Annotated in this window: 16 protein-coding genes and 1 tRNA gene; 12 read left to right on the forward strand and 5 right to left on the reverse strand. The window is 69.5% G+C overall.

Annotated elements, in window-relative coordinates:
* Positions 1–160 precede the first annotated feature (160 nt).
* From gltB to pyk, 3 genes are read left to right on the forward strand one after another with little or no spacing between them, the layout of a single operon-like run.
* The gene (gene gltB, locus AC4D2F_RS01555) at positions 161–4,795 is read left to right on the forward strand and encodes a glutamate synthase large subunit (protein ID WP_490909243.1); all 4,635 of its coding nucleotides are present in this window, start codon (positions 161–163) and stop codon (positions 4,793–4,795) included.
* Positions 4,788–6,245 carry a glutamate synthase subunit beta gene (locus AC4D2F_RS01560; protein WP_490909244.1) on the forward strand — a complete coding sequence of 486 codons (1,458 nt, stop codon included), beginning with the start codon at positions 4,788–4,790 and terminating at the stop codon, positions 6,243–6,245. The genes gltB and AC4D2F_RS01560 overlap by 8 nt, the downstream gene beginning before the upstream one ends.
* Before the next feature lie 47 nt (positions 6,246–6,292).
* Complete coding sequence (gene pyk, locus AC4D2F_RS01565) at positions 6,293–7,783, forward strand: pyruvate kinase (RefSeq protein ID WP_104164636.1); 1,491 nt, start codon at positions 6,293–6,295, stop codon at positions 7,781–7,783.
* Positions 7,784–7,862: 79 nt separating this feature from the next.
* Here pyk and AC4D2F_RS01570 read toward each other — a convergent pair whose 3' ends face one another.
* Positions 7,863–8,465 carry an ANTAR domain-containing response regulator gene (locus AC4D2F_RS01570; RefSeq protein WP_043445123.1) on the reverse strand — a complete coding sequence of 201 codons (603 nt, stop codon included), beginning with the start codon at positions 8,463–8,465 and terminating at the stop codon, positions 7,863–7,865.
* A gap of 141 nt (positions 8,466–8,606) precedes the next feature.
* On the opposite strand from AC4D2F_RS01570, the gene AC4D2F_RS01575 reads away from it, so the two are divergent.
* From AC4D2F_RS01575 to AC4D2F_RS01590, 4 genes are all read left to right on the forward strand, one after another.
* A tRNA-Leu gene (locus AC4D2F_RS01575) sits at positions 8,607–8,688 on the forward strand.
* 306 nt (positions 8,689–8,994) lie between these two features.
* Positions 8,995–9,438: a hypothetical protein gene (locus tag AC4D2F_RS01580; RefSeq protein WP_490909245.1), complete on the forward strand. Its 444-nt coding sequence runs from the start codon at positions 8,995–8,997 to the stop codon at positions 9,436–9,438.
* Positions 9,439–9,673: 235 nt separating this feature from the next.
* On the forward strand, positions 9,674–10,696 hold the full coding sequence (ligD, locus tag AC4D2F_RS01585; RefSeq protein WP_104164772.1) for a non-homologous end-joining DNA ligase: 1,023 nt from the start codon (positions 9,674–9,676) through the stop codon (positions 10,694–10,696).
* An 85-nt stretch (positions 10,697–10,781) separates the two neighbouring features.
* Positions 10,782–11,165: a response regulator transcription factor gene (locus AC4D2F_RS01590; protein ID WP_104164774.1), complete on the forward strand. Its 384-nt coding sequence runs from the start codon at positions 10,782–10,784 to the stop codon at positions 11,163–11,165.
* Between the two features lie 16 nt (positions 11,166–11,181).
* Here the strand turns inward: AC4D2F_RS01590 and AC4D2F_RS01595 are convergent, their stop codons facing one another.
* Together AC4D2F_RS01595 and AC4D2F_RS01600 are read right to left on the reverse strand one after the other, a co-directional pair.
* Positions 11,182–11,670 (reverse strand): hypothetical protein, encoded by a 489-nt coding sequence (locus AC4D2F_RS01595; protein ID WP_490909246.1) that lies wholly within the window; start codon positions 11,668–11,670, stop codon positions 11,182–11,184.
* A gap of 248 nt (positions 11,671–11,918) precedes the next feature.
* Positions 11,919–12,407 (reverse strand): hotdog fold thioesterase, encoded by a 489-nt coding sequence (locus tag AC4D2F_RS01600; protein ID WP_490909247.1) that lies wholly within the window; start codon positions 12,405–12,407, stop codon positions 11,919–11,921.
* Between the two features lie 181 nt (positions 12,408–12,588).
* Here AC4D2F_RS01600 and polA point away from each other — a divergent pair, with 181 nt between their 5' ends.
* The 3 genes from polA (at position 12,589) to rpsA (ending at position 18,404) form a co-directional block, all read left to right on the forward strand.
* Complete coding sequence (gene polA / locus AC4D2F_RS01605; protein WP_490910504.1) at positions 12,589–15,237, forward strand: DNA polymerase I; 2,649 nt, start codon at positions 12,589–12,591, stop codon at positions 15,235–15,237.
* 85 nt (positions 15,238–15,322) lie between these two features.
* The gene (locus AC4D2F_RS01610) at positions 15,323–16,639 is read left to right on the forward strand and encodes a GNAT family N-acetyltransferase (RefSeq protein WP_490909248.1); all 1,317 of its coding nucleotides are present in this window, start codon (positions 15,323–15,325) and stop codon (positions 16,637–16,639) included.
* A 286-nt stretch (positions 16,640–16,925) separates the two neighbouring features.
* On the forward strand, positions 16,926–18,404 hold the full coding sequence (rpsA, locus tag AC4D2F_RS01615) for a 30S ribosomal protein S1 (protein ID WP_104164781.1): 1,479 nt from the start codon (positions 16,926–16,928) through the stop codon (positions 18,402–18,404).
* Between the two features lie 178 nt (positions 18,405–18,582).
* On the opposite strand, the gene AC4D2F_RS01620 is transcribed toward rpsA, so the two are convergent.
* On the reverse strand, positions 18,583–19,728 hold the full coding sequence (locus tag AC4D2F_RS01620) for a class I SAM-dependent methyltransferase (RefSeq protein WP_490909249.1): 1,146 nt from the start codon (positions 19,726–19,728) through the stop codon (positions 18,583–18,585).
* 67 nt (positions 19,729–19,795) lie between these two features.
* Complete coding sequence (locus AC4D2F_RS01625; RefSeq protein ID WP_490909250.1) at positions 19,796–21,463, reverse strand: RecQ family ATP-dependent DNA helicase; 1,668 nt, start codon at positions 21,461–21,463, stop codon at positions 19,796–19,798.
* Between the two features lie 123 nt (positions 21,464–21,586).
* Between AC4D2F_RS01625 and coaE the strand changes: the two genes are divergently transcribed.
* Together coaE and uvrB are read left to right on the forward strand one after the other, a co-directional pair.
* Positions 21,587–22,561, forward strand: a complete 975-nt coding sequence (coaE, locus tag AC4D2F_RS01630; protein ID WP_490909251.1) for a dephospho-CoA kinase — start codon at positions 21,587–21,589, stop codon at positions 22,559–22,561.
* A gap of 82 nt (positions 22,562–22,643) precedes the next feature.
* Positions 22,644–24,719 carry an excinuclease ABC subunit UvrB gene (uvrB, locus tag AC4D2F_RS01635; RefSeq protein WP_490909252.1) on the forward strand — a complete coding sequence of 692 codons (2,076 nt, stop codon included), beginning with the start codon at positions 22,644–22,646 and terminating at the stop codon, positions 24,717–24,719.
* The last annotated feature ends 182 nt before the right edge of the window (positions 24,720–24,901 follow it).

Below are 24,901 nucleotides of genomic sequence, written 5' to 3' on the forward strand. Positions count from 1 at the left end.
GATGCCCGCAGCACCTGCCCGCCAACAGCGCCGGGCACCACCGGCAGAGGTGCCGGCACTCGAGATACACACGACGGCGACCGCTCCCAGACAGCGGCGCCCGCGGGGCCAAAGGCTGTCCCCTCCCGACGCTCCATCATGGGGGAAGGATCCTTATCTGATGACTGCTTTGACGCCAGGAACGCCCACCGAGGCCGCACCAGCGGCCACGACGCCCCCCACGGGCGACGACGCCGAGGCCGTGACCTCGCCCTTCACCCGGTTCGCCTCCGTGCCGGAGGCCTCGGGCCTCTACAACCCCGAGAACGAGAAGGACGCGTGCGGCCTCGCGGTCATCGCGACCCTGCGCGGCGAGCCCGGACACGACATCGTCGACGCGGCCCTCACCGCACTGCGCAACCTCGAGCACCGCGGTGCCGTCGGAGCGGACGAGGGCACCGGCGACGGCGCGGGCCTGCTGACGCAGATCCCCGACGAGTTCTTCCGCGCCGTCGTCGACTTCCGGCTGCCGCCCGCCGGCTCCTACGTGGTCGGCACCGCCTTCCTCCCGACCGAGGGGAAGGAGCAGGCCACCGCGCGCGCGGGCCTCGAATCGCTGGCGGAGGCCGAGGGGCTCGAGGTGCTCGGCTGGCGCGTCGTACCCGTGGTCGCGGACCTCGTCGGCGCCATGGCGCGTGCCTGCATGCCGCACTTCGTCCAGCTGTTCCTCGCGCCCCTGGACGGCGACCCCTCCGACCTCGACGCGAAGGCGTTCCGGGTGCGCAAACGGGCGCAGAACAAGTACGGCGTGTACTTCCCGTCGCTGTCCTCGAAGACCATCGTCTACAAGGGCATGCTGACCACCGCGCAGCTCGAGCCGTTCTACCCCGACCTCTCCGACGAGCGCTTCAAGACCTGCCTCGGGATCGTCCACTCGCGGTTCTCCACCAACACCTTCCCGTCGTGGCCGCTCGCCCAGCCGTTCCGCACCATCGCCCACAACGGCGAGATCAACACGGTGAAGGGCAACCGCAACTGGATGCGTGCACGGCAGTCGCAGCTGTCCAACCCGCTGCTGGGAGACGCGCCCGAAGAGCTCTACCCCATCTGCACCCCGGGCGCCTCCGACTCCGCGACCTTCGACGAGGTCGCCGAACTCCTGACCCTCTCGGGACGCCCGATCACGCACTCCATCATGATGATGATCCCGGAGGCGTGGGAGAACCACGCCACCATGGATCCTGCGCGCCGGGCCTTCTACCAGTACCACTCCATGCTCATGGAGCCCTGGGACGGCCCCGCCGCGGTGTCCTTCACGGACGGCCGCCTCGTCGGCGCCGTCCTCGACCGCAACGGCCTGCGCCCCGCGCGCTACTGGGTGACCGAGGACGGCCTCGTCATCCTGGCCTCCGAGGTGGGCGTGCTCGACGTCGAACCCTCCCGCGTGGTCCGCAAGGGCCGCGTCTCGCCGGGCAAGATGTTCCTCGTCGACACCGAGGCGGGCCGGCTCATCGAGGACCAGGAGATCAAGGCGGAGATCGCCGCCGCGAACCCGTGGGGCGAGTGGGTCAAGGAGAACCTGATCCAGCTCGAGGACCTCCCCGAGCGCGAGCACGTCATCCACACCAAGGCGTCCATCAACCGGCGCCAGCGCACCTTCGGCTACACGCAGGAGGAACTGCGCATCCTGCTCGGCCCGATGGCGAAGACCGGCGCGGAGCCCCTCGGCGCCATGGGCTCGGACACGCCCATCGCGGTGCTCTCCAAGCGCCCGCGCCTGCTCTTCGACTACTTCGTGCAGTCCTTCGCGCAGGTCACGAACCCGCCCCTCGACTCCATCCGCGAGGAACTCGTGACCTCCATGGGCGTCACGATCGGCCCCGACGGCAATCTGCTGTCCACGGGTCGCGTCCGCTCCAAGCAGATCGCCCTGAAGTTCCCCGTCATCACCAATGACGAGCTGGCGAAGATCGCCAACCTCGAGACCGACGACGGCGACCGGCTGACCGTCCGCGTCCGCGGACTGTACCGGCACGACGGCGGCGAGTCCGCCCTGCGCGCCCGGCTCGCGGAGATCTGCGAGCAGGTCTCGAGCGCGCTGAACCGCGGCGTCGAGTACGTGGTCCTCTCCGACCGCGACTCGAACGCGCAGTGGGCCCCCATCCCGTCCCTGCTCCTGACCAGCGCCGTCCACCACCACCTCCTCCGGAGCGCCACGCGCACCAAGACGTCCCTCGTGGTCGAGGCCGGCGACGTCCGTGAGGTCCACCATGTGGCGGTGCTGATCGGGTACGGCGCCTCCGCGGTGAACCCGTACCTGGCGATGGAGAGCTGCGAGGAACTGGTCCGTAACGGCGACATCACCGGCGTCACCGCCGAGACCGCCGTCGCGCACCTCATCAAGGGCCTCGGCAAGGGCGTCCTCAAGATCATGTCCAAGATGGGCATCTCCACCGTCAGCTCCTACTGCGGCGCCCAGACCTTCGAGGCGCTCGGGCTCTCGCAGGAGCTCGTGGACGAGTACTTCCACGGAACCCAGACCCAGCTCGGCGGCATCGGCCTCGACGTGGTCGCGGCCGAGACCGCGGCCCGGCACGACAGCGCCTATCCCGAGGACGGCATCGAGGACCCGCACCGCGGCCTCGACAACGGCGGCGAGTACCAGTGGCGCCGCGAGGGCCCGCCCCACCTGTTCAACCCGGAGACCGTATTCCGGCTGCAGCACGCCACCCGGGAGCGCCGCTACGACATCTTCAAGGCCTACACCCGGGGTGTGGACGACCAGTCCCGGGACCTCATGACGCTGCGCGGGCTGCTGCGGCTCCGCGGCGACGCCCGCGCGCCGATCAGCATCGACGAGGTGGAGCCCGTCTCGTCCATCGTCAAGCGGTTCTCCACCGGCGCCATGAGCTACGGGTCCATCTCGCAGGAGGCGCACGAGACGCTCGCCATCGCGATGAACCGCCTGGGCGCCAAGTCCAACACGGGCGAGGGCGGCGAGGACGTCGAACGCCTGCTGGACCCGGAGCGCCGCTCCGCCATCAAGCAGGTGGCCTCCGGCCGGTTCGGTGTCACGAGTCTCTACCTGACCAACGCGGACGACATCCAGATCAAGATGGCGCAGGGGGCCAAGCCCGGTGAGGGCGGGCAGCTCATGAGCCAGAAGGTCTACCCGTGGATCGCCCGCACACGGCACTCCACGCCCGGCGTGGCGCTGATCTCCCCGCCGCCGCACCACGACATCTACTCGATCGAGGACCTCGCCCAGCTCATCTACGACCTCAAGCGGTCCAACCCGAGCGCCCGCGTCCACGTGAAGCTCGTCTCCGAGGTCGGCATCGGTACGGTCGCGGCCGGCGTCACGAAGGCCAAGGCCGACGTCGTCCTGGTGTCCGGGCACGACGGCGGCACAGGCGCCAGCCCGCTCAACTCCCTGAAGCACGCCGGCATCCCCTGGGAGCTCGGCCTCGCCGAGACGCAGCAGACGCTGATGCTGAACGGCCTCCGCGACCGCGTGGTGGTCCAGGTGGACGGGCAGCTGAAGACGGGGCGCGACGTCGTCATCGCGGCCCTCCTGGGCGGCGAGGAGTTCGGGTTCGCCACGGCGCCGCTCGTGGTCTCCGGCTGCATCATGATGCGCGTGTGCCACCTGGACACCTGCCCGGTGGGTGTCGCGACGCAGAACCCCGAGCTCCGCAGTCGCTTCACGGGCAAGCCGGAGTTCGTGGTCAACTTCTTCGAGTTCATCGCCGAGGAGGTCCGCGAACTCCTCGCCGAGCTCGGCTTCCGGACCCTCGAGGACGCCATCGGCCACAGCGAGCTGCTCGACGCCCGGGAGGCGATCGAGCACTGGAAGGCCGACGGACTGGACCTCGACCCGATCCTCCGCGGCAACGAGTTCGGCCAGGGGGAGCCGATGCGGAACATGCTCAAGCAGAACCACGACCTGGACCAGCACTTCGACAACAAGCTCATCGAGATGAGCGCCGACGCGCTGCAGCACCGGGCGCCCGTGCGCATCTCGGTGGACGTCGTCAACACCGACCGTTCGGTGGGCACGATGCTCGGCCACGAGATCACCCGCACGTTCGGCCTCGACACCCTTCCCACCAACACCATCGACGTCACCCTCACGGGCCAGGCCGGGCAGTCGCTCGGCGGGTTCCTGCCCGCCGGCATCACCCTGCGGCTCCTCGGCGACTCCAACGACTACGTGGGCAAGGGGCTGTCCGGTGGGCGCATCATCGTCCGGCCGGACCGCGCCAACGTGTTCCGCGCGGACCACAACGTGATCGCCGGCAATGTGATCGGCTACGGAGCCACCAGCGGCGAGATGTTCCTGCGCGGGCAGGTGGGGGAGCGCTTCCTCGTCCGGAACTCCGGAGCCACCGCCGTCGCCGAGGGCATCGGTGACCACGGCTGCGAGTACATGACCGGCGGCCAGGCGCTGATCCTCGGCCGGACGGGCCGGAATTTCGGTGCCGGCATGTCCGGAGGGACGGCCTTCGTGCTGGACCTCGAGCGTGCCCGGGTCAACCGGCAGAGCCTCGAGAACGGTGAGCTGCTGCTCGTCGATCTCGACGCCGAGGACGTCGAGATCGTCCGGCAGCTGCTGATCCGGCACGTCGAGGAGACCGAGTCGACCCTCGCCGAGAGCCTCCTCGACTCGTTCGAGGACACCATTGCACGATTCACCAAGGTCCTGCCCCGCGACTACGCCGCGGTGCTGGACGCCCGCGCCACCGCCGTCGAGCAGGGTCTCGACCCTGACGGCGAAGAGGCGTGGACCAAGATCCTGGAGGTAACCGGTGGCTGACCCACGCGGATTTCTGAAGGTGCGCGAGCGCCAGACCCAGCCACGCCGGCCGGTCCCCGTCCGCATCATGGACTGGAAGGAAGTGTACGAAGCGCAGGAGAAGGGCGTCCTGAAGGCGCAGGCGGGACGCTGCATGGACTGCGGCATCCCGTTCTGCCACCAGGGCTGCCCGCTCGGCAACCTCATCCCCGAGTGGAACGACCTCACGTTCCGCGACAAGGGCCGCGAGGCGAGCGACCGCCTGCATGCGACGAACAACTTCCCCGAGTTCACGGGCAGGCTCTGCCCCGCGCCGTGCGAGTCGTCGTGCGTGCTGGGCATCAACCAGGAGCCGGTCACGATCAAGCAGGTCGAGGTGTCCATCGCCGACCAGGCGTTCGAGGAGGGCTGGGTGGAACCGCACCCGCCGGAGCGCCTCACGGGGCGCACCATCGCCGTCGTCGGGTCGGGACCCGCCGGCCTCGCCGCCGCGCAGCAGCTCACCCGCGCCGGGCACACCGTGGCGGTGTACGAGCGCGACGACCGCATCGGCGGCCTGCTGCGCTACGGCATCCCCGACTTCAAGATGGAGAAGATCCACCTCGAGCGGCGCCTGGACCAGATGAAGGCCGAGGGGACCCGCTTCCGCACCGGCGTCGCCGTCGGCAAGGACATCAGCTGGGGTCAGCTCAAGCGGCGCTACGACGCCGTGATCGTCGCCACCGGCGCCACCGTGCCGCGCGACCTGCCCATCCCCGGGCGGGAGCTGGCCGGCGTGCACTTCGCGATGGACTACCTCGTGCAGGCCAATCGCGTGGTCGCCGGCGAGCGGGTCGAGGAGCAGATCCACGCCGAGGGCAAGCATGTCGTCATCCTCGGTGGCGGTGACACCGGGGCGGACTGCCTCGGCACCGCGCACCGTCAGAAGGCCGCGTCCGTCACGACGCTCGCCATCGGCCAGCAGCCGTCCACCGAGCGGCGTCCGGACCAGCCGTGGCCCACGTTCCCCACGCTCTTCGACATCGCCAGCGCCCACGAGGAGGGCGGTGAGCGCCGCTTCCTGGCGTCCACCGTGGAGTTCGTCGGCGAGAACGGCGTGCTGCGCGGCATCAAGGTCGCGGAGACCGAGTTCGTGGACGGCCGCCGCGTCCCGAAGGCCGGCTCGGAGCGCGAGATCCCCGCGGACCTCGTGTTCCTCTCGCTCGGCTTCACGGGCGCCGAACCGGCCGGCATCACCGAGCAGGTCGAGGCGGAGTTCGACGATCGCGGGAACGTGGCGCGCGACGGCTACTACATGACCAACACCCCCGGCGTCTTCTCGGCGGGCGACGCCGGTCGCGGCCAGTCCCTGATCGTCTGGGCCATCGCCGAGGGTCGCGCCTGCGCCGCCGCGGTGGACCAGTGGCTCATGGGCTCCACCCGGCTGCCCGCGCCCGTCGCTCCGAGCGACCGTTCCATCGCCGTCCTCTGACCGGCTCCACCACTTTTCTCCCGACCAACACGACTAGGCTAGGTTCCATGAGACGCGCAAAAATCGTTGCAACATTCGGCCCCGCAATCGCCAGCTACGAGAACACGCTCGCCGTGCTCGAGGCGGGCGTCGACGTCGCCCGGATGAACATGAGCCACGGCGACTACGCCGTGCACCTCAGCACCTACGAGAACGTCCGCCGTGCCTCGGCGGAACTCGGCAAGCCCGTCGGCATCTTCGCCGACCTGCAGGGCCCGAAGATCCGCCTCGGCCGGTTCGTCGACGGCCCCCACGCGCTGACCCCAGGGGACGTCTTCACCATCACCGTCGAGGACGTCGAGGGCACCCAGGAGATCTGCTCCACGACGTTCAAGGGCCTGCCCCACGACGTCAACGTCGGCGACCTGCTGCTCATCGACGACGGCAAGGTCACCCTCCGCGCCACCGCGGTCGACGACGTCAAGGTGACCACCGAGGTCGTCGTCGGCGGCATGGTCTCGAACAACAAGGGCATCAACCTGCCCGGTGTGGCCGTCAACGTGCCCGCCCTCAGCGAGAAGGACGAGGACGATCTCCGCTGGGCCATCCAGACCGGCGTCGACATGGTCGCCCTGTCCTTCGTCCGCGACGCCGGTGACGTCAAGCGCGTCCACGAGATCATGGACGAGGAGGGCCGCCGCGTCCCCGTCATCGCGAAGATCGAGAAGCCCCAGGCCGTCGATGCCCTCGAGGAGATCATCGACGCCTTCGACGCCATCATGGTGGCCCGCGGAGACCTCGGCGTCGAACTGCCCCTGCAGGACGTGCCGATCGTGCAGAAGCGCGCCGTCGAACTCGCCCGTCGCTGGGCCAAGCCCGTCATCGTCGCCACGCAGGTCCTCGAATCCATGATCGACAACCCGCGCCCCACGCGCGCCGAGGCCTCCGACTGCGCCAACGCCGTGCTCGACGGCGCGGACGCCGTCATGCTCTCCGGCGAGACGAGCGTGGGCAAGTACCCGATGGAGACGGTCCGCACCATGGCCGACATCATCGAGTCCACCGAGCGCCACGGCCTCGAGCGGGTCCCGCCGCTCGGCAGCAAGCCGAAGACCCGCGGCGGCGCCATCACCCGCGCCGCCGTCGAGATCTCCGACCAGCTCGACGCCAAGTACATCTGCACGTTCACCCAGTCCGGGGACTCGGCCCGCCGCCTCTCCCGCCTGCGCCCCAAGAAGCCGGTCTTCGCCTTCACCCCGGTGCAGTCGACGCTGAACGCCATGTCGCTGATCTGGGGCGTCCAGCCCCGGCTCGTCCCGTTCGTGGAACACACGGACCAGATGACCGCCCAGGTGGACCGCATCCTCTTCGAGCAGGGCCTCGTCGAGGTGGACGACCTCGTCGTGATCGCCGCCGGGTCCCCTCCCGGACAGGCCGGCTCCACCAACTCCCTCAAGGTGCACCGTGTCGGTGACATCACCGACGCCGGTCAGCTCCCCGGCGACCACACGTCCTACATCAAGGAAGGCGTGGGCCCGTGGCCCGTCAAGAAGAAGTAGCCTGATCCGCAGGACGGACGAAAGGACCCCCTCCCGAATCGGGAGGGGGTCCTTTCGTCCGTGAGCCCGGATGCCGCGGTCAGTTGACCTGGTTGATGATCGTCTCGGCGACCTCGCGCATGCTCAGGCGGCGGTCCATCGACGTCTTCTGGATCCAGCGGAAGGCCTCGGGCTCGGTGAGGCCCATCTTCGTGGTCAGGAGGCTCTTGGCACGCTCGACGAGCTTGCGGGTGGCGAACTGCTCCTGCAGGTCGGTCACCTCCGCCTCGAGGGCCTTGATCTCCTCGTGGCGTGACATGGCGATCTCGATGGCCGGGATGAGGTCGGCCGGGGTGAACGGCTTGACCACGTAGGCCATGGCGCCGGCGTCGCGTGCCCGCTCGATGAGCTCCTTCTGGCTGAACGCGGTGAGCAGGACCACCGGCGCGATGCGCGCCTTGACGATCTGCTCCGCGGCGGTGATGCCGTCCATTACGGGCATCTTCACGTCCATGAGCACGAGGTCCGGCTTGTGCTCCTGGGCGAGCGCGACGGCCTTCTCGCCGTTGTCGGCCTCGGCCACGACCTCGTAGCCTTCCCCGCGCAGGATCTCGATGATGTCGAGCCGGATGAGCGTCTCGTCCTCGGCCACGATGACCCGGCGTGCGGGTCCGGCGGGCGTGGATTCGGTGGGTTCAGACACTGTTGCTCCTTGATGATGACGGCGTGCGAGGGGTTCGGGGGTTGTGTGCGTCCGTTCCCGGATCCAGCCTATCGGCATGTAGAGTGGATTCGCGCACCGGCCCTCGAGGAAGTCATCCCTCCCAGGAGCCGGGCAGGTACGGCCCGAATGGCGGAATTGGCAGACGCGCTGCACTCAAAATGCAGTATCGAGAGGTGTGTGGGTTCGAGTCCCACTTCGGGCACCTGATTCGGGTGGGCCGCCTCTTCTCTCATCGCCGACGGGGGCCTAGTATGGTCGGGCACCGCGAGACGGTGTCGGGGTGACCCTGCTGGGAAGCACAGTCCGAAAGTGAAGATCGCACCTGGGTGCAGCGGGGACAAGACTGTTCGGGCGAGAATGCTCGAAAGGACGCCCGAATCGGTTCTGGTTCGCGCGCATCTGCTGGGGGTACAAACGGGCGGCCTCGCCGGACGACCGTCCGAGGCGTGCCGAACACGACACACACCCCTCCCATAACCGGGCCCGGCATGCGTGGAGGAAATCCATCATGAAGAAGTCTCTTAGTTGGCGTCTGTTCGTTCTCGTCGCAGGAACGCTGTTCGGTCTGTTGGCAGGCTTGGGCCTCGCCGCACCAGCCGTTGCGGCACCGGTCCAAGTCGCAACCACTGGAAATTACCACGACCGTGGTGGGGATTTGACCCTCAGGGCGAACGGCGACGGCAGGCACGTCAGTCTGAAAGTTGTCGGCGACAATTACGATTCCAAGAAGGTCGACGTAAAGGTCGTCCAGGTGAGTCACCACGGCAGGCATCGGGTCGTCGACCACCGCACAGTGTGGACGGATCGCGGCGACGACTTCAAGTACGAGGTCAAGTACGTCGAGTGCGGTAAGTCCTACCAGGCTCACAGCTACAGCAAGAAGGACGGCTGGAACAGCAGCGAGAGAATCTGGATCAAGTGCGACAGGCATGGCCACTACAGCTACAAGTAATGCGCGCCCAATTTGATGGATCCGCTTGATGGATCCGCTTGATGGATCCGCTTGATGGATCCGCGAAGACGGGCCCGGAAGGAGGGGCCCACCTGCCCTGATGGGCATACTCGACCCGGCAGGGAACTGGCCGTAGACAGTGCAGGCCGTTCCCTGCCGGGTCACCTCGTTCAGCGGCCGAATTGCGGATCCCGGCCACCGTTGCAGCCCAGCGCCTCCGGGGTACATTGAGGCCATGGCCAGCGAAGCGATGATCCTCGACGTCGACGGGCCGGACGGCGTGCGGGCCGTCCGGGTGTCCAGCCCCTCCCGTGTCCTCTGGCCCCAGGCGGGGCTCACCAAGCTCGACCTCGCGCGGTACCTCGTGGACGTCGCGCCCGCGTTCCTCCGCGCGAACGGCGGGCGGCCGGTGTCGCTGCAGCGCTTCGGCGGCGACGTGGACGGCGACTTCTTCTTCAGCAAGAACCCGCCCAAGGGCGCCCCCGACTACGTGCGCAGCGTGGTGGTCACCTATCCCAGTGGACGCTCGCACCCGCAGCTCGTCCTCGACGAGCCCGCGTCCGCGGTCTGGGCGGCCCAGATGAACACCGTCGTCTTCCACCCCTGGGCCTCGCGGGCGGACACGCCGGACCTGCCCGACGAACTGCGCATCGACCTCGACCCGCAGCCGGGCACCACCTTCGCCGACGTCATCGCCGCCGCCCACGCGCTGCGGGCCGTCCTCGGCGAGGCGGGCCTGGACTGTTTCGTGAAGACCTCGGGCAACCGCGGCCTGCACGTCTTCGCCCCGATCGAACCGGTGCACGAATTCCTCGAGGTCCGCCAGGCCGTCATCGCCGCCGGACGCGAACTCGAGCGCCGCATGCCGGAGAAGGTGACGACGGCCTGGTGGAAGGAGGAGCGCGGGGCCCGCATCTTCGTGGACTACAACCAGGCGAACCGCGACCGCACCATGGCCGGCGCCTACAGCCCGCGGGCCCTGCCCCACGCCCCGGTGTCCTGCCCTGTGACGTGGGACGAACTGGACGGCGTCGACCCCGCGTCCTTCACGATCGCGACCGTGCCGGACCGCCTGAGGACGCTCGGCGACCCGTGGGAGGACCTGCACGCCCAGCCGGGCAGCATCGACGCACTCCGCGGCTGGTGGGACCGCGACGTCGAGAACGGCCTCGGCGAGCTGCCGTTCCCGCCCGACTTCCCGAAGATGCCCGGCGAGCCCATGAGGGTGCAGCCGAGCCGGGCGCGCACCCGCGACTGAGCACCCGTCGTCGGCCGCGTCGAGGAGCAGCCCGCGGGGTGCCGAGGGGCGGCCCTGGCGGCCCGCACCGGAGTAAACTCGGGGGATGACCACCACAGATTCCCCCCGCACCGCCGTGGTCATCGAGGACGACGACGACGTCCGGGATCTGCTGCACACCGTCCTGACTGGATCAGGTTTCCGCGTGCACACCGCACCCGCGGGACTGGCCGGCGTGGAGATGGTCCGTCGGCTCCGGCCCGACGTTGTCACCCTCGACGTCGGACTGCCGGACATCGACGGGTTCGAGGTAGCGGGACGGATCCGGCGCTTCTCGGCGACATTCATCGTCATGCTGACCGCGCGCGCCGATCCGTCCGACGAGAAGCGTGGCTACGAGGCGGGCGCCGACCGCTACCTGCGCAAACCCTTCCGCCCGGCCGAGCTGCGCCGGCACATCCAGGAGGGGCTCGCGGCGCAGGGGGCCTGAGCCCGCACGCCGTGGCTCAGTGGCTCCGCGCCCCCGCCGTACTCGTCAGGTCGGGCCGGTTCAGTGCATCGGAGGCGAGGCCTGTCACGGTGGCGAAGACGGCCTTGTGCAGATTGTCCACGACCTTCTCGCCGAAAGGCCACAGGGGCGGCGCGGCCCCCGCGCCCGTCGCGTTCTCGAGCGTCTGGTCGAAGGCGAGGCGTACCACCGTGTGGGCTGCCGTCGCCGGAGCACCCCGGATGCCCGTGACGGACCAGACGCCGCGCAGCGCGCCCAGCGTGGCGCCGGTCAACCAGTGCATGGCGTGGTTCCAGACCGGGTAGTGGGCGGTGTTGCTCGTCGGGCGGCCGCAGAGGATCCGCAGCGTGCGGGCGGGGATGTGGGAGTCGGGCCGGCCCGTGACGCGCTGCTCCACGAGTTCGCCGACGGTCATGGCTGCTGTGCCCAGGAGGCCGGCGGCCGCGCCGCGGAGGGCGGCCCGGGCGAGGGCGGGTCGGCGGCCCACTAGTCGTCGCCCCCTCGGGCGTCGTCGCCGAGGAAGAGGCTGCCGACGGCGAGGAGGGCGGCGGGAGTCTTCAGCGTCCTGTCGGCCATGGGGCCTCCGTTGGATCGGTCCGATCATCGGGCGGCCCGTTCGGTCGCCTACGCACCACGGTAGGGAGGGCTCCGCGCCACGGCAATGAACGGGTCGGGCCGGCGCGGGGGTTGCGCCCGTCGGGCAGGCCCTGTCCGGGGAGGACCGGCGAGGTCCGGTCAGCCGCGGTCGTCGCGGATCATGTTCGTGATGCGGGCCGTGGAGAGCCTCCGGCCCTGCTCGTCCGTCATCACCACCTCGTGCGTCGTCAGGGTCCTCCCGAGGTGGATGGCCGTGGCCGTGCCCGTGACGAGACCCGAGGTGATGCTGCGATGGTGGGTCGCGCCGACCTCGATCCCGACGGCGTGCCGGCCCGGGCCGGCATGGATCCCGGCCGCGAAGGAGCCCAGGGTCTCCGCGAGCACCACGTGGGCGCCACCGTGCAGGATGCCGGCCACCTGCTGGTTGCCCTCGACCGGCATCGTTGCGACCACGCGCTCGGCGCTCATCTCCGAGAAGACGATCCCCATCTTCACGGTGAGGGCACCGACCCCGTAACGGCCCAGCCACCCGTGCATCCCGGCGGGGATCCCGGCGGCGACCAGTTCGGCCAGGCGCTCCTCGGACGGTGGCTGGACGGCGTCGGGCCGGGTGCGGTTGTCTGTCATGGGAACTAGGCTGGCACCTGTGAGTGAAACGACCAAACCTGCTGCCACCCTGACCATCGCACCTCCCGTGGACCACGCCGCCGGGACATCCACGGCGGCACCCACGACGGCGGGCGCGCAGGCTCCGGAGCGCCGCAGCGACGGCTCACGCAACAGGCTCCTCGTCATCGACGGCCACTCCATGGCCTTCCGTGCCTTCTACGCCCTGCCGCCGGAGAACTTCTCCACCGATACCGGCCAGCACACCAACGCGGTGTACGGCTTCACGGCGATGCTCATCAACCTCATCAAGGACCAGCAGCCCAGCCACGTCGCGGTGGCCTTCGACCTCGACACCCCCACCTTCCGGTCGGAGGAGTACACGGAGTACAAGGGCGGCCGTTCCAAGACGCCCGAGGAGTTCCACGGGCAGGTGGACCTCATCATCAAGGTCATGGAGGCCATGCGCATCCCCACCATCTCGATGGACGGCTACGAGGCGGACGACATCCTCGCCACACTGGCCAGCCAGGCGGCGGCCGCCGACTGGGACGTCCAGGTGGTCAGCGGTGACCGCGACGCCTTCCAGCTCGTCAACGACCGAGTCACCGTGCTCTACCCCAAGCAGGGCGTCACCAACATCCCGCAGATGGACGCGCAGGCCATCGAGGAGAAGTACTTCGTCCCGCCGCACCAGTACTCGGACCTCGCCGCGCTGGTGGGGGAGAGCGCCGACAACCTGCCCGGCGTGCCGGGGGTGGGTCCGAAGACGGCGGCCAAGTGGATCAAGCTGTACGGCGGCCTCGAGGGCATCCTCGAGAACCTGGACAAGATCGGCGGCAAGGTCGGGGACTCGCTGCGGGCGAACATCGAGGACGTGAAGAGGAACCGGCGCCTGAACCGCCTCCTCACGGACCTCGACCTGCCGGTGGACCTGGCGGCCATGGTCTCGCAGCACCCGGACCGCTCCGCCGTGGAGGACCTCTTCGACTCGCTGCAGTTCAACACGCTGCGCAAGCGCCTGTTCGACCTCTTCGGTGAGGAGGAGAGCGAGGACGAGGCGGACGAGCAGCATGCACCCGCCCACGAGATGCTCCAGGACGCCGCCGGACTGACGCACTGGTTCAACGCCACCAACCAGGCGCAGGCGTCCCTCGCGCTGGCGACGGAGACGACGGCGGGCGCCACCGACGTCGTCGGGATCGCCGTCGTCACGAGCCTCCACGCCGCGTTCATCCCGCTCGAACAGCTCGACGCCGACGCCGAGACGGTGCTCGGGGCCTGGCTCTCGGACCGGGATGCGCCAAAGATCGTCCACGACTTCAAGACCGTGTTCAAGCTGCTCTCCGCCCGCGGGTTCCTGCTCGCGGGGGAGGTCGACGACACCGCGATCTCCGGGTACCTCATCCAGCCGGACCGCCGCAGCTACGACCTCGCGGATCTCGCCCAGTACCACCTGCGCCTGTCCATCACGGCGGCCGCCACCGACTCCTCGGGGCAGCAGGCCCTCGATCTCGGAGGCAACGACGTCGCATCGCCGGCCGTGGTGGCCGCCTACGCCGCCCTGCAGCTCAGCGAGCACTTCGCCGGGCAGCTCGTCGAGCGCGGCGCGAACCAGCTCCTCGGCGGGCTGGAACTGCCCCTCGCCGAAGTGCTGGCCCGCGTGGAACTCACGGGTGTCGCCGTCTCGGTCGAGGGGCTGGACCGGCTGTACGACGACTTCTCGACGACGATCAGCGCGGCGGGGGCGGAGGCCTACCGGATCATCGGCAAGGAGATCAACCTCGGCTCGCCGAAGCAGCTGCAGGCCGTCCTGTTCGACGAGCTCGGGCTGCCGAGGACCAAGAAGATCAAGACCGGGTTCTCCACCGACGCCGACGCCCTGACCGACCTCATCACCAAGACGGGCCACCCGTTCCTCGAGCAGCTCCTCGCGTACCGCGACGCCCTGAAGCTGCGCCAGACCGTGGAGGGCCTGCGGAAGGCGGTGGGGGACGACGGCCGCATCCACACCACCTACCTGCAGACCATCGCGGCGACCGGCCGGCTGTCCTCGACGAACCCGAACCTCCAGAACATCCCGGTACGCTCCGACGAGGGGCGTCGCATCCGCGAGGTGTTCGTCGTCGGGCAGGGCCGGAACGGCGAGAAGTACGAGAGCCTCATGACGGCCGACTACTCGCAGATCGAGATGCGGATCATGGCGCACCTCTCTGGCGACGAGGGGCTCATCTCCGCCTTCCAGGAGGGCGAGGACCTGCACCGCTTCGTCGGCTCCCACATCTTCGGCGTCGCGCCCGAGGAGGTCACCAACGCCATGCGCTCGAAGGTCAAGGCCATGTCCTACGGGCTGGTGTACGGGCTGAGCTCGTTCGGGCTCTCGAAGCAGCTCAACATCTCGGTGGACGAGGCGCGCACGCTCATGCGCGATTACTTCGAGCGGTTCGGCGCGGTGCGCGACTACCTGCGGGGGATCGTCGAGCAGGCCCGCAAGGACGGCTTCACCTCCACCATCGAGGGGCGGCGCCGCTACCTGCCGGACCTCTCCAGCGACAACCGCCAGCTGCGGGAGATGGCCGAACGCGCGGCGCTCAACGCACCCATCCAGGGATCCGCCGCGGACATCATCAAGAAGGCGATGCTCGGGGTCGACGACGCGCTGACGCAGCGCGGACTGGCGTCCCGCATGCTGCTGCAGGTGCACGATGAACTCGTCCTGGAGATCGCCGAAGGGGAACGGGACGAGGTCGAGGCGCTGGTCCGCGAGGAGATGGGCGCCGCCGCGGACCTCTCCGTCCCCCTGGACGTCTCGGTGGGGACCGGGGCGAGCTGGCACGACGCCGCGCACTGATCACCGGACCCGCGACAGGTCCCCCTCCGGTCCGCCCGGCGTCGTGCTGGTGCAGGCCGGAGGAGTCCGTCTAGGCTGGTGGACTGTGAGCCAGTACACAGCCCCTGCCCAGACCGCCCACCAGCCGGATCTCCGGACCGAGATCTTCACCGTCGGCGCCGACGAGGACGCCTCCACGGACGGCCGCTTCGCGAAGTGGCTCGACGGCGAGAGCATCGGCTTCCACGAGGGCACCCTCGATCCCGAGGACGTCCCGCACTACCTCGCGGCGTACCAGGCGGACCAGCGCGTGCTCTGGGGAGTGCATGACAACGCCCAGCCGGCCGAGGCCCTCGGCGCAGGCCACCCGGTCGCCACCTACGGCACCATGGTGCATGCGCTCAACGTCGGTGCCGCCCAGCTCGACGTCCACCAGATCACCGCGGTCACGGTCCGTCCCAGCCACCGGCGCAACGGGATCCTGCGGTCCATGATGACCCGCGACCTGCGCGAGGCGAAGGAGCGCGGACTCCCGCTGGCGATCCTGACCGCCTCCGAAGCAACCATCTACGGGCGCTTCGGCTTCGGCTGCGCCACGTTCACGCAGAGCATCGAGGTCGACGTGCGCGAGCGTTTCGAGGTCACGGCGCCGAGGACCGGCACGACGGCGCTCGTCGCCCGGGAACACGCCGTGAACCTCGCCGAGACGATCTTCGAGCGCTTCCAGGCCGTCACCTTCGGCTCCGTCGGCCGGCAGTACGCCGTCGCCCGGCGCATCTCGGGTGCCTGGGGCCGTGAGCGGCCCGTCGAGGACCGCGCCGTGCGGATGGCCGTGCACTACGACGCCGCAGGCGAACCCGCCGGATTCGTGAGCTACCGCTTCGCGGGCTGGGAGACCACACCGTACACGATGAAGGTCGTGGACCTCGTGGCCTCCACGCCGTCGGCCTACCTCGAACTGTGGCGCTACCTCGGATCGCTCGACCTCGTGGAGCGGATCACCTGGGACGGCGCGCGCCGCGACGACGCCCTGCCCTGGGCGCTGCGCGACCGGCGCTGCTACCAGGTCAAGGGCACCGACGACGTGCTGTGGGTCCGGCTGCTCGACGTACCGGCGGCCCTCGGGAAGCGGTCGTACCGGGGCAGCGGCAGGATCGTCCTCGAGGTGCTGGACGACCACGGCATCGCCGACGGCTCCTACGCGCTGACCGTCGTCGACGGAGCCGGGGACGTCGAGCGGGTCGAGGCCGCCCCGGACGTCACCGTGACCGTCAACGCGCTGGGGTCCCTGTACCTCGGCGGGGTGCCGGCCTCCACGCTCGCGGCGGCCGGAGGACTGACGGCCCACACGGACGACTCCGTCGACGTGCTCGACACCCTGTTCGGACGCGCGCAGGAGCCCTACTGCATCACGCACTTCTAGGGCCCGCCACGCGCCTGTGCACCGTGCCGACCCGCCACCTCCCGGGCTCTGCGCTGCTTTGACGGTGTTGGACCCCGAGGCTAGACTGGACAGGCGCGTGGTGCGCTCTGATAGTTGCCGGTGCTGAACCGGCGGGCCATGAGAACGCACCACCATTCCTGGATCTCACCGAGGTCCTTTCCCATTCGTCCACATCCGGACACAGGAACCCGCAGCCGGCGTTGCCGGCACCGCGGGGGCCGGCGTGACCGGAGCAAGTAATCATCCACAACGGAGCCCCAACTACATGACCATCACCACCACCGAGAAGCAAGGTGCCCCCGTAGTCGCGATCAACGACATCGGCACCGCTGAGGACTTCCTCGCAGCGATCGACGCGACCATCAAGTACTTCAACGACGGAGATCTCGTCGAGGGTACCGTCGTCAAGGTCGACCGCGACGAGGTCCTGCTCGACATCGGTTACAAGACCGAGGGTGTCATTCCTTCCCGCGAGCTTTCCATCAAGCACGACGTCGATCCCGGGGACGTCGTCTCCGTGGGCGATCAGGTCGAGGCTCTGGTTCTCACCAAGGAAGACAAAGAAGGCCGCCTGATCCTCTCCAAGAAGCGTGCTCAGTACGAGCGCGCCTGGGGCGACATCGAGAAGGTCAAGGAAGAGGACGGCGTCGTCACCGGCACCGTCATCGAGGTCGTCAAGGGTGGCCTCATCCTCGACATCGGCCTGCGCGGCTTCCTGCCCGCGTCCCTCGTCGAGATGCGTCGCGTCCGCGACCTGGCTCCGTACATCGGCCAGCAGATCGAAGCGAAGATCATCGAGCTCGACAAGAACCGCAACAACGTCGTGCTGTCGCGTCGTGCGTGGCTCGAGCAGACCCAGTCCGAGGTGCGTTCCACGTTCCTCAACAAGCTCGAGAAGGGCCAGGTCCGTCCGGGCGTCGTCTCCTCGATCGTCAACTTCGGTGCGTTCGTGGACCTCGGCGGCGTCGACGGTCTCGTGCACGTCTCGGAGCTGTCCTGGAAGCACATCGACCATCCCTCCGAGGTCGTCGAGGTGGGCCAGGAAGTCACCGTGGAGGTCCTCGAGGTCGATCTCGATCGCGAGCGCGTCTCCCTGTCGCTGAAGGCCACGCAGGAAGATCCTTGGCAGACCTTCGCCCGCACGCACGCCCTGGGCCAGGTCGTCCCCGGCAAGGTCACGAAGCTCGTCCCCTTCGGCGCGTTCGTCCGCGTCGAGGACGGCATCGAAGGCCTCGTGCACATCTCGGAGCTCGCCGTCCGCCACGTCGAGCTGGCCGAGCAGGTCGTCTCCGTGGGTGACGAGCTCTTCGTCAAGGTCATCGACATCGACCTGGAGCGCCGCCGCATCTCGCTCAGCCTCAAGCAGGCCAACGAGGGCGTCGACGCCGACAGCACCGAGTTCGATCCCGCGCTCTACGGCATGGCCGCCGAGTACGACGAAGAGGGCAACTACAAGTACCCCGAGGGCTTCGACCCCGAGTCGAACGAATGGCTCGAGGGCTACGAGAACCAGCGCGCTGCCTGGGAAGCCCAGTACGCCGAGGCACAGTCCCGCTGGGAGTCGCACAAGAAGCAGGTCGTCCAGCACGCGTCCGACGACGCCGCTGCGGCGAACGAGCCCGTCGAGTCGAACTCGACGAGCTACTCGTCCGAGCCCGTCGTCGCCGATGCCGGGTCCGGTTCCGGGACGCTCGCTTCCGACGAGGCGCTTGCCGCTCTCCGCGAGAAGCTGACCGGGGCGTAAGCTCCCGCGTCGACGCAGTACCGTCGAAGGCCCCCGTCCTCTGGATGGGGGCCTTCTCCGTGTGCGGGGTGCGCTCCACGGTGCCGGGTGTGCAGGTGTGGTGGGTCCGGGGCGCCACGACCCACCGGAGGCGCGCACTCGAGGCGGGCCCGGACGGATGCAGACGTCGCCGGCGACCCTAGCGGCGGGTCGACGCCGTGACGGTGAAGCGGGACGAGCGGTCGAGCTGCCGCGTGGTGCCGATGACCCGCTCGAGGACCGGCCGGTAGCGGAGATGGCTGTTCCACACCGTGATGAGCTCCCCTCCGGGTGCCAGGACGCGCGCGCACGCCTCGAAGAGCCGGTGGGCGACGCCGGCGTGCACCGTGCTGCCGAGGTGGAAGGGCGGGTTGAGGACGATCAGTCGCGCCGAGGCGTCCGGCAGCGCGGAGAGGGCGTCGTCCCTGCTCACGGTGACGCGGTCGGCCACACCGTTGGCAGCCGCCGTCGCAGCAGCGGACGCCGTCGCCGACGCGGACTGGTCCGTGGCGAGGACCCGGAGGTCCGGATGGGTCAGCGCCAGGAAGGCCGCGATGGCCCCGTTGCCGCAGCCCAGGTCGACGACGTCGGCCGTTCCCGCCGCGTGCGTCGGGAACGGCGGGAGCCGGCGCAGGTGGGGGAGCAGCAGGCGTGTGCCGGGATCGAGCGCCGGCCCGCCGAACGTGGCCCCGTAGGCGAGGAGCTCGAGCGGACGGGCGAGCCCGACGTCGTGCCGTGCGCGGCGTGGGAAGGAGGACGCGCCCACCGGACGGGGGGCCGACGCTGTGAGGACCCGCGCCTTCTGCCGGGCGAGGCCCGCCGTGACGTCGCCGAAATGGCGACCGAGGATCGCGTTCATCGAGAGGGACATGTGCTTGATGCGCCCTGCAGCCAGGACCACGACGTCCGGCCGGGCATGGGCGGCGATGGTCCAGGCGATCTCGTCGAGCTCGTCGAGGGAGCGCGGCAGGCGCAGGAGGACGGTCGACACGCCGTCGAGCAGTCCCGCGTCGAGGGCGAGGGACCGGTAGGTGCCCTGGAGCCCCTGGTCGGCTGCGTTCAGCGCCAGTGCCCGCTCGTGGACCACGCCGTCCTGGAAGGCGCGGATCCCGCTCCGGCCGGAGAGGTGCGCGGCGCCGAGCGTGAGCGCCCCGTAGGCGTCGTTGATGGTCGCGATGCCTCCGGGGATGCGGAGCCGTTCCGCGGAGGTGTCGAGGAGCAGGCGGTCCGCGGCATCCACGGCCACCAGCTCGGGGGTGTCCAGGTCGGGTCGGCGGCGCAGGCGGTCGAGGCTGAACGGGGTCACCGGATCAATCCTAGGTGCCGTCCCGGCCGGGGCCCACGCCGGGACGGGCCGGCCACGGTTCCGTGCCCTATGCCGTGGGGGCCACCGCGGTGAGGAGTTCCTTGTCCAGGACGAGGCCGACCGACAGCGTCTTGTAGCCCTCCGAGTCGAACAGGACGGTGATGACGCCGTCCTCGTAGCCCATGACGGTGCCGGTTCCCCAGTCGGGATGGTCCACCGGGCTGTCGATGTCGAAGGGGACGTCCTCGTCGTCGGGAGCCGGCGCCGCTGACGGCTCCGGGAGCCCGACGGCGTCCTCGCGCCGGGCGCAGTTCCCGCAGTTCCCACAGGCCTCGGCGAGGTCCTCCCCGAAGTAGCCGAGCAGGAACTGGCGGCGGCAGCCTCGCGTCTCGGCGTAGCGTCGGGCCATCTCGACGCGTGACTGGTCGATCCGCTCGCGGATCTCGGCCTGCTCCACGCCGCGCCTCACGGCGTCCTCAGCGGTCATCTTCCTCGCGCGGTACCCCTTCGCACCCTCCGCGATGCATTCGGACGCCTCGAGCAGGTTGAGGAGGCCGGTCAGCTTCCGGGGTGACAGGCCCGACAGCTCCTTCAGTTTCTTGATCCTGACCGGCCTGGCCTGGGCGGCGATGAGCAGGTACAGCTCACGCAGCTGCGTGCGGTTGACGGACCTCGCGGCGAAGAAGCGCCGCAGGGACAGGTCCTCCGGGCGGTAGTGCAGGATGGCCCGGGCCTCGCCTCCGTCGCGCCCTCCCCGGCCGATCTCCTGGTAGTAGCTGTCCAGTGAGTCCGAGATGTCCGCGTGGACGACGAAGCGCACGTCCGGTTTGTCGATGCCCATGCCGAACGCCGTGGTGGCCACCACGACGTCGACCGTGCCATCGAGGAACGCCTCGTGCACCGCCTCGCGCTCCTTCCTGAGCTTCCCGGCGTGGTACGAGTCCGCGCGCACCCCCTTCTCCTGCAGCTCGGACGAGAGCCTGTCGGCGGCCTTCTTCGTCGCGACGTAGACCAGGCCCGGCCCCGCGAGCCCGAGGACCTGGTCGCGCACGGCGCGGAGCTTGTCCTCCTCCTCCACGTGGTGCACGGCGTCGAGGAAGAGGTTCGGGCGGTCGAAGCCCTCCACGAGGACCACCGGGTCCACCAGGCGCAACCGATCGACGATCTCGTTCTGTACGGGGTGGGACGCCGTGGCCGTCAGGGCGATGACGGGGGCACCCAGGTCGCGGAGGAGGTGCCCGAGCTGCAGGTAGTCGGGGCGGAAATCATGCCCCCACGACGAGACGCAGTGCGCTTCGTCGACCACCACGAGGGAGATGTCGAGGGCCCGGAGCCGCGCGGCGACGTCGTCCCGCGCGATCTGCTCCGGTGCGAGGAACAGGAACTTCGCGCGCGTCGCCTCGCCGTCGGCCGCGGCGGACCAGGCGTCCTCCACCTCGCGCTTCGTCAGGCTCGAGTTGACCACCCGGGCGCGGGTGGTGCCGGTGCGTTCGTTGATCGACGCCGCCTGGTCGTGCTGGAGCGCGATCAGCGGGGAGACGACGAGGGTGACCCCGGGGAGCGCCATGGCGGGCACCTGGTAGATGGCCGACTTGCCGGAGCCGGTCGGCATGACGCAGAGGACGCTCCGGCCTGTGAGGACCGCGCTCATGGCCTGCTCCTGGCCGGGTCGCAGCCGGTCCCAGCCGAAAGTGGACGCGGCGGTCTCCTGAAGATCCTGCAGGGTGATGGTCACGATCCTCCTCGAACAATGTAAGTAGGCTTAGCGTAGGGGGATGCTCCGACATTTATCGCGGCGGGCAGCGTCGACGGGGGATGCCTTGACAGCACGCGGCGTGGCGCGGACTAGGGTTGGCTCATGCTGCGTATCGGACTCACAGGGGGCATCGCCGCGGGGAAGTCGGTGGTGGCCCGCCGGTTCGCCGAGCTGGGAGCCGTCCTGGTGGACGCGGACGTCCTGGCCCGTGCGGCGGTGGAGCCGGGGTCGGAGGGGCTCCGCGCCGTCGTGTCCGCGTTCGGGCCGGAGATCCTCGGCACCGACGGTGCGCTCGACCGGCCCGCGCTGGGGCGTCTCGTCTTCGCCGACGCGGCCGCCCGCGAGCGCCTCAACGCCATCGTGCACCCGCGCGTGCGGGCCGCGGCCGCGGCCCTCATCGACGGAGCGCCGGAGGACGCCGTGGTCGTCGAGGACATCCCGCTCCTGGTCGAGACCGGACAGGCCGCACGCTTCCACCTCGTCGTCGTCGTCGACGCTCCCGACGCCCTGCGGATCGAACGCATGGTGGAACGGCGCGGGATGGATCGGGGCGATGCCGAGCGGCGCATCGCGGCGCAGGCGCCCCGTGAGGACCGGCTCCGCGCGGCGGACGCCGTGATCGCCAACGATCGCGGCGTCGACCAGCTCCTCGCGGCGACGGACGGCCTGTGGCGGACGCGCATCGTGCCGTTCCGCGACAACCTGGCGGAGCGGAGGCCCGCGGACGGACGCGCGACGCGCCCGACGACGGGCCTCGCGGGGACCAGCGGACTCACCGACCGCGTCCGCGGGAAGCTGGACGCCGTCCTCCCGCCGGGTTGTTCAGTCGACCCGGACGAGGTCCCGGTCGACGTCCCGGACGAAGCGCGCGCCGTCGATGCGCAGGCGTCCCTTCGCGTCACCGTCCCGCGCGCCGGGGACGTCGGCGCGGCGTCGGACGCGGTGGCCGGGGCGGGATTCCCGAGGGACGAGCGCGCCGCCGGCCACGGAGGCGGACCGTCGACGGCGCTCCATCGGGCGGCCGATCCGGCGATCGACGTGACCGTGACGGTCGGCCCGGAGACGATCCCCGCCTGAGGTCCGTGCGAGGTGCCCGGGGGCTTTCAGCCGCGAGCAGATCGGCGGGGGAAGTGTCGGTGGCAGGGACTACCGTTGAGACATGAGTCTTGCGCAGGAAATCAAGCGTGTGGTCGCCCCGTTCGAGGTCATCAGCGAGTACACGCCGGCGGGCGACCAGCCCACGGCCATCAAGGAACTGGCGGAGCGCATCAACGCGGGGGAGAAGGACGTCGTCCTCCTCGGCGCCACCGGCACCGGCAAGAGCGCCACGACCGCCTGGCTGATCGAGCAGGTGCAGCGCCCCACCCTGGTCATGGTGCAGAACAAGACGCTCGCCGCGCAGCTCGCCAACGAGTTCCGGGAGCTGCTGCCCAACAACGCCGTCGAGTACTTCGTCTCGTACTACGACTACTACCAGCCCGAGGCCTACGTCCCGCAGACGGACACCTTCATCGAGAAGGACTCCTCCATCAACGAGGAGGTCGAGCGCCTCCGGCACTCCGCGACCAACGCGCTGCTCACGCGCCGCGACGTCATCGTCGTCGCCACGGTCTCCTGCATCTACGGCCTCGGCACGCCCGAGGAGTACATCAACAAGATGGTGACGCTGCGCCGCGGCGACCAGATGAACCGGGATGCACTGCTGCGGCAGTTCGTGGGCATGCAGTACACGCGGAACGACATGGACTTCCACCGCGGCACGTTCCGGGTGCGTGGTGACACCGTGGAGATCATCCCCATGTACGAGGAGCACGCGCTGCGGATCGAGTTCTTCGGGGACGAGGTGGAGAACATCTACACCCTCGACCCGCTGACCGGGAACGTGATCCGCGAGGAGGAGGAGATGTACGTCTTCCCCGCCTCCCACTACGTCGCGGGCGAGGACCGCATGACGCGGGCGATCAAGGACATCGAGGACGAACTGCAGCAGCGTCTGGCGGAACTCGAAGCGCAGAACAAGCTGGTCGAGGCGCAGCGCCTCCGCATGCGGGTGACGTACGACCTCGAGATGATGCAGCAGATGGGCTTCTGCAACGGCATCGAGAACTACTCACGGCACATCGACGGCCGCGACCCCGCCTCGGCGCCCCACTGCCTGCTCGACTACTTCCCCGACGACTTCCTGCTGGTCGTCGACGAATCGCATGTGACCATCCCGCAGATCGGTGCCATGTACGAGGGTGACTCCTCGCGGAAGCGGACCCTCGTGGACCACGGGTTCCGCCTGCCGTCCGCGATGGACAACCGCCCGCTGAAGTGGGACGAGTTCCAGGACCGCATCGGGCAGACGGTCTACCTGTCCGCCACCCCGGGCAAGTACGAGCTGGGCAAGGCCGACGGCTTCGTGCAGCAGATCATCCGCCCGACCGGCCTCGTCGATCCCGAGGTGGTCGTCAAGCCCACCAAGGGCCAGATCGACGACCTGCTGGACGAGATCCGGAAGCGCGTGGCGATCAACGAGCGCGTCCTGGTCACCACGCTCACCAAGCGCATGGCCGAGGACCTCACCGGGTACCTGCTCGAGCACGGGGTGAAGGTCGAGTACCTCCACTCCGACGTCGACACGCTGCGCCGGGTGGAGCTGCTGCGCGAACTGCGTATGGGGACCTTCGACGTCCTGGTGGGCATCAACCTGCTGCGCGAGGGGCTCGATCTGCCCGAGGTGTCGCTCGTCAGCATCCTCGACGCGGACAAGGAGGGCTTCCTCCGCAGCGCGACGTCCCTCATCCAGACGATCGGACGTGCAGCACGCAACGTGTCCGGGGAGGTCCACATGTACGCGGACCGCATCACGGACTCGATGGAGCGCGCGATCGACGAGACCAACCGGCGCCGGGAGATCCAGGTGGCCCACAACCTGAAGCACGGCATCGACCCCACGCCGCTCAGGAAGCGGATCGCCGACATCACCGACACGATCAACCGCGAGGACGCCGACACCCGCGCCCTGCTCGAGGAAGCCGGCAAGTCCCGGAAACCGAAGAAGGGCGCCGGGCGCCACGAGGGCCTGGCATCGGTTCCCGCCGAGGACCTCACGGACCTGATCCAGCAGCTCACGGACCAGATGCACGCGGCCGCCGCCGAGCTGCAGTTCGAGCTGGCCGGGCGCCTGCGCGACGAGGTGGGCGACCTGAAGAAGGAGCTGCGGCAGATGCAGTCCGCCGGGCACGCCTGAGTCCAGGCGGGCCGCTGGTCGCGGCCTGCAGGACCTCCAGCACCGTGTCAAGAAGGCCGGCGGAGGAGCACCCAGGGGGCTGGTTCGTCGGCCTTCCCGCTCGCCGGGTAGCATTATGCCGACGTGAGGGAGTATCCCTAAGCGCTACGGACGTCAGCACGCGGGGCACAACTGCCCCGCCG

This window comes from Arthrobacter sp. TJ-263, from assembly GCF_058269155.1.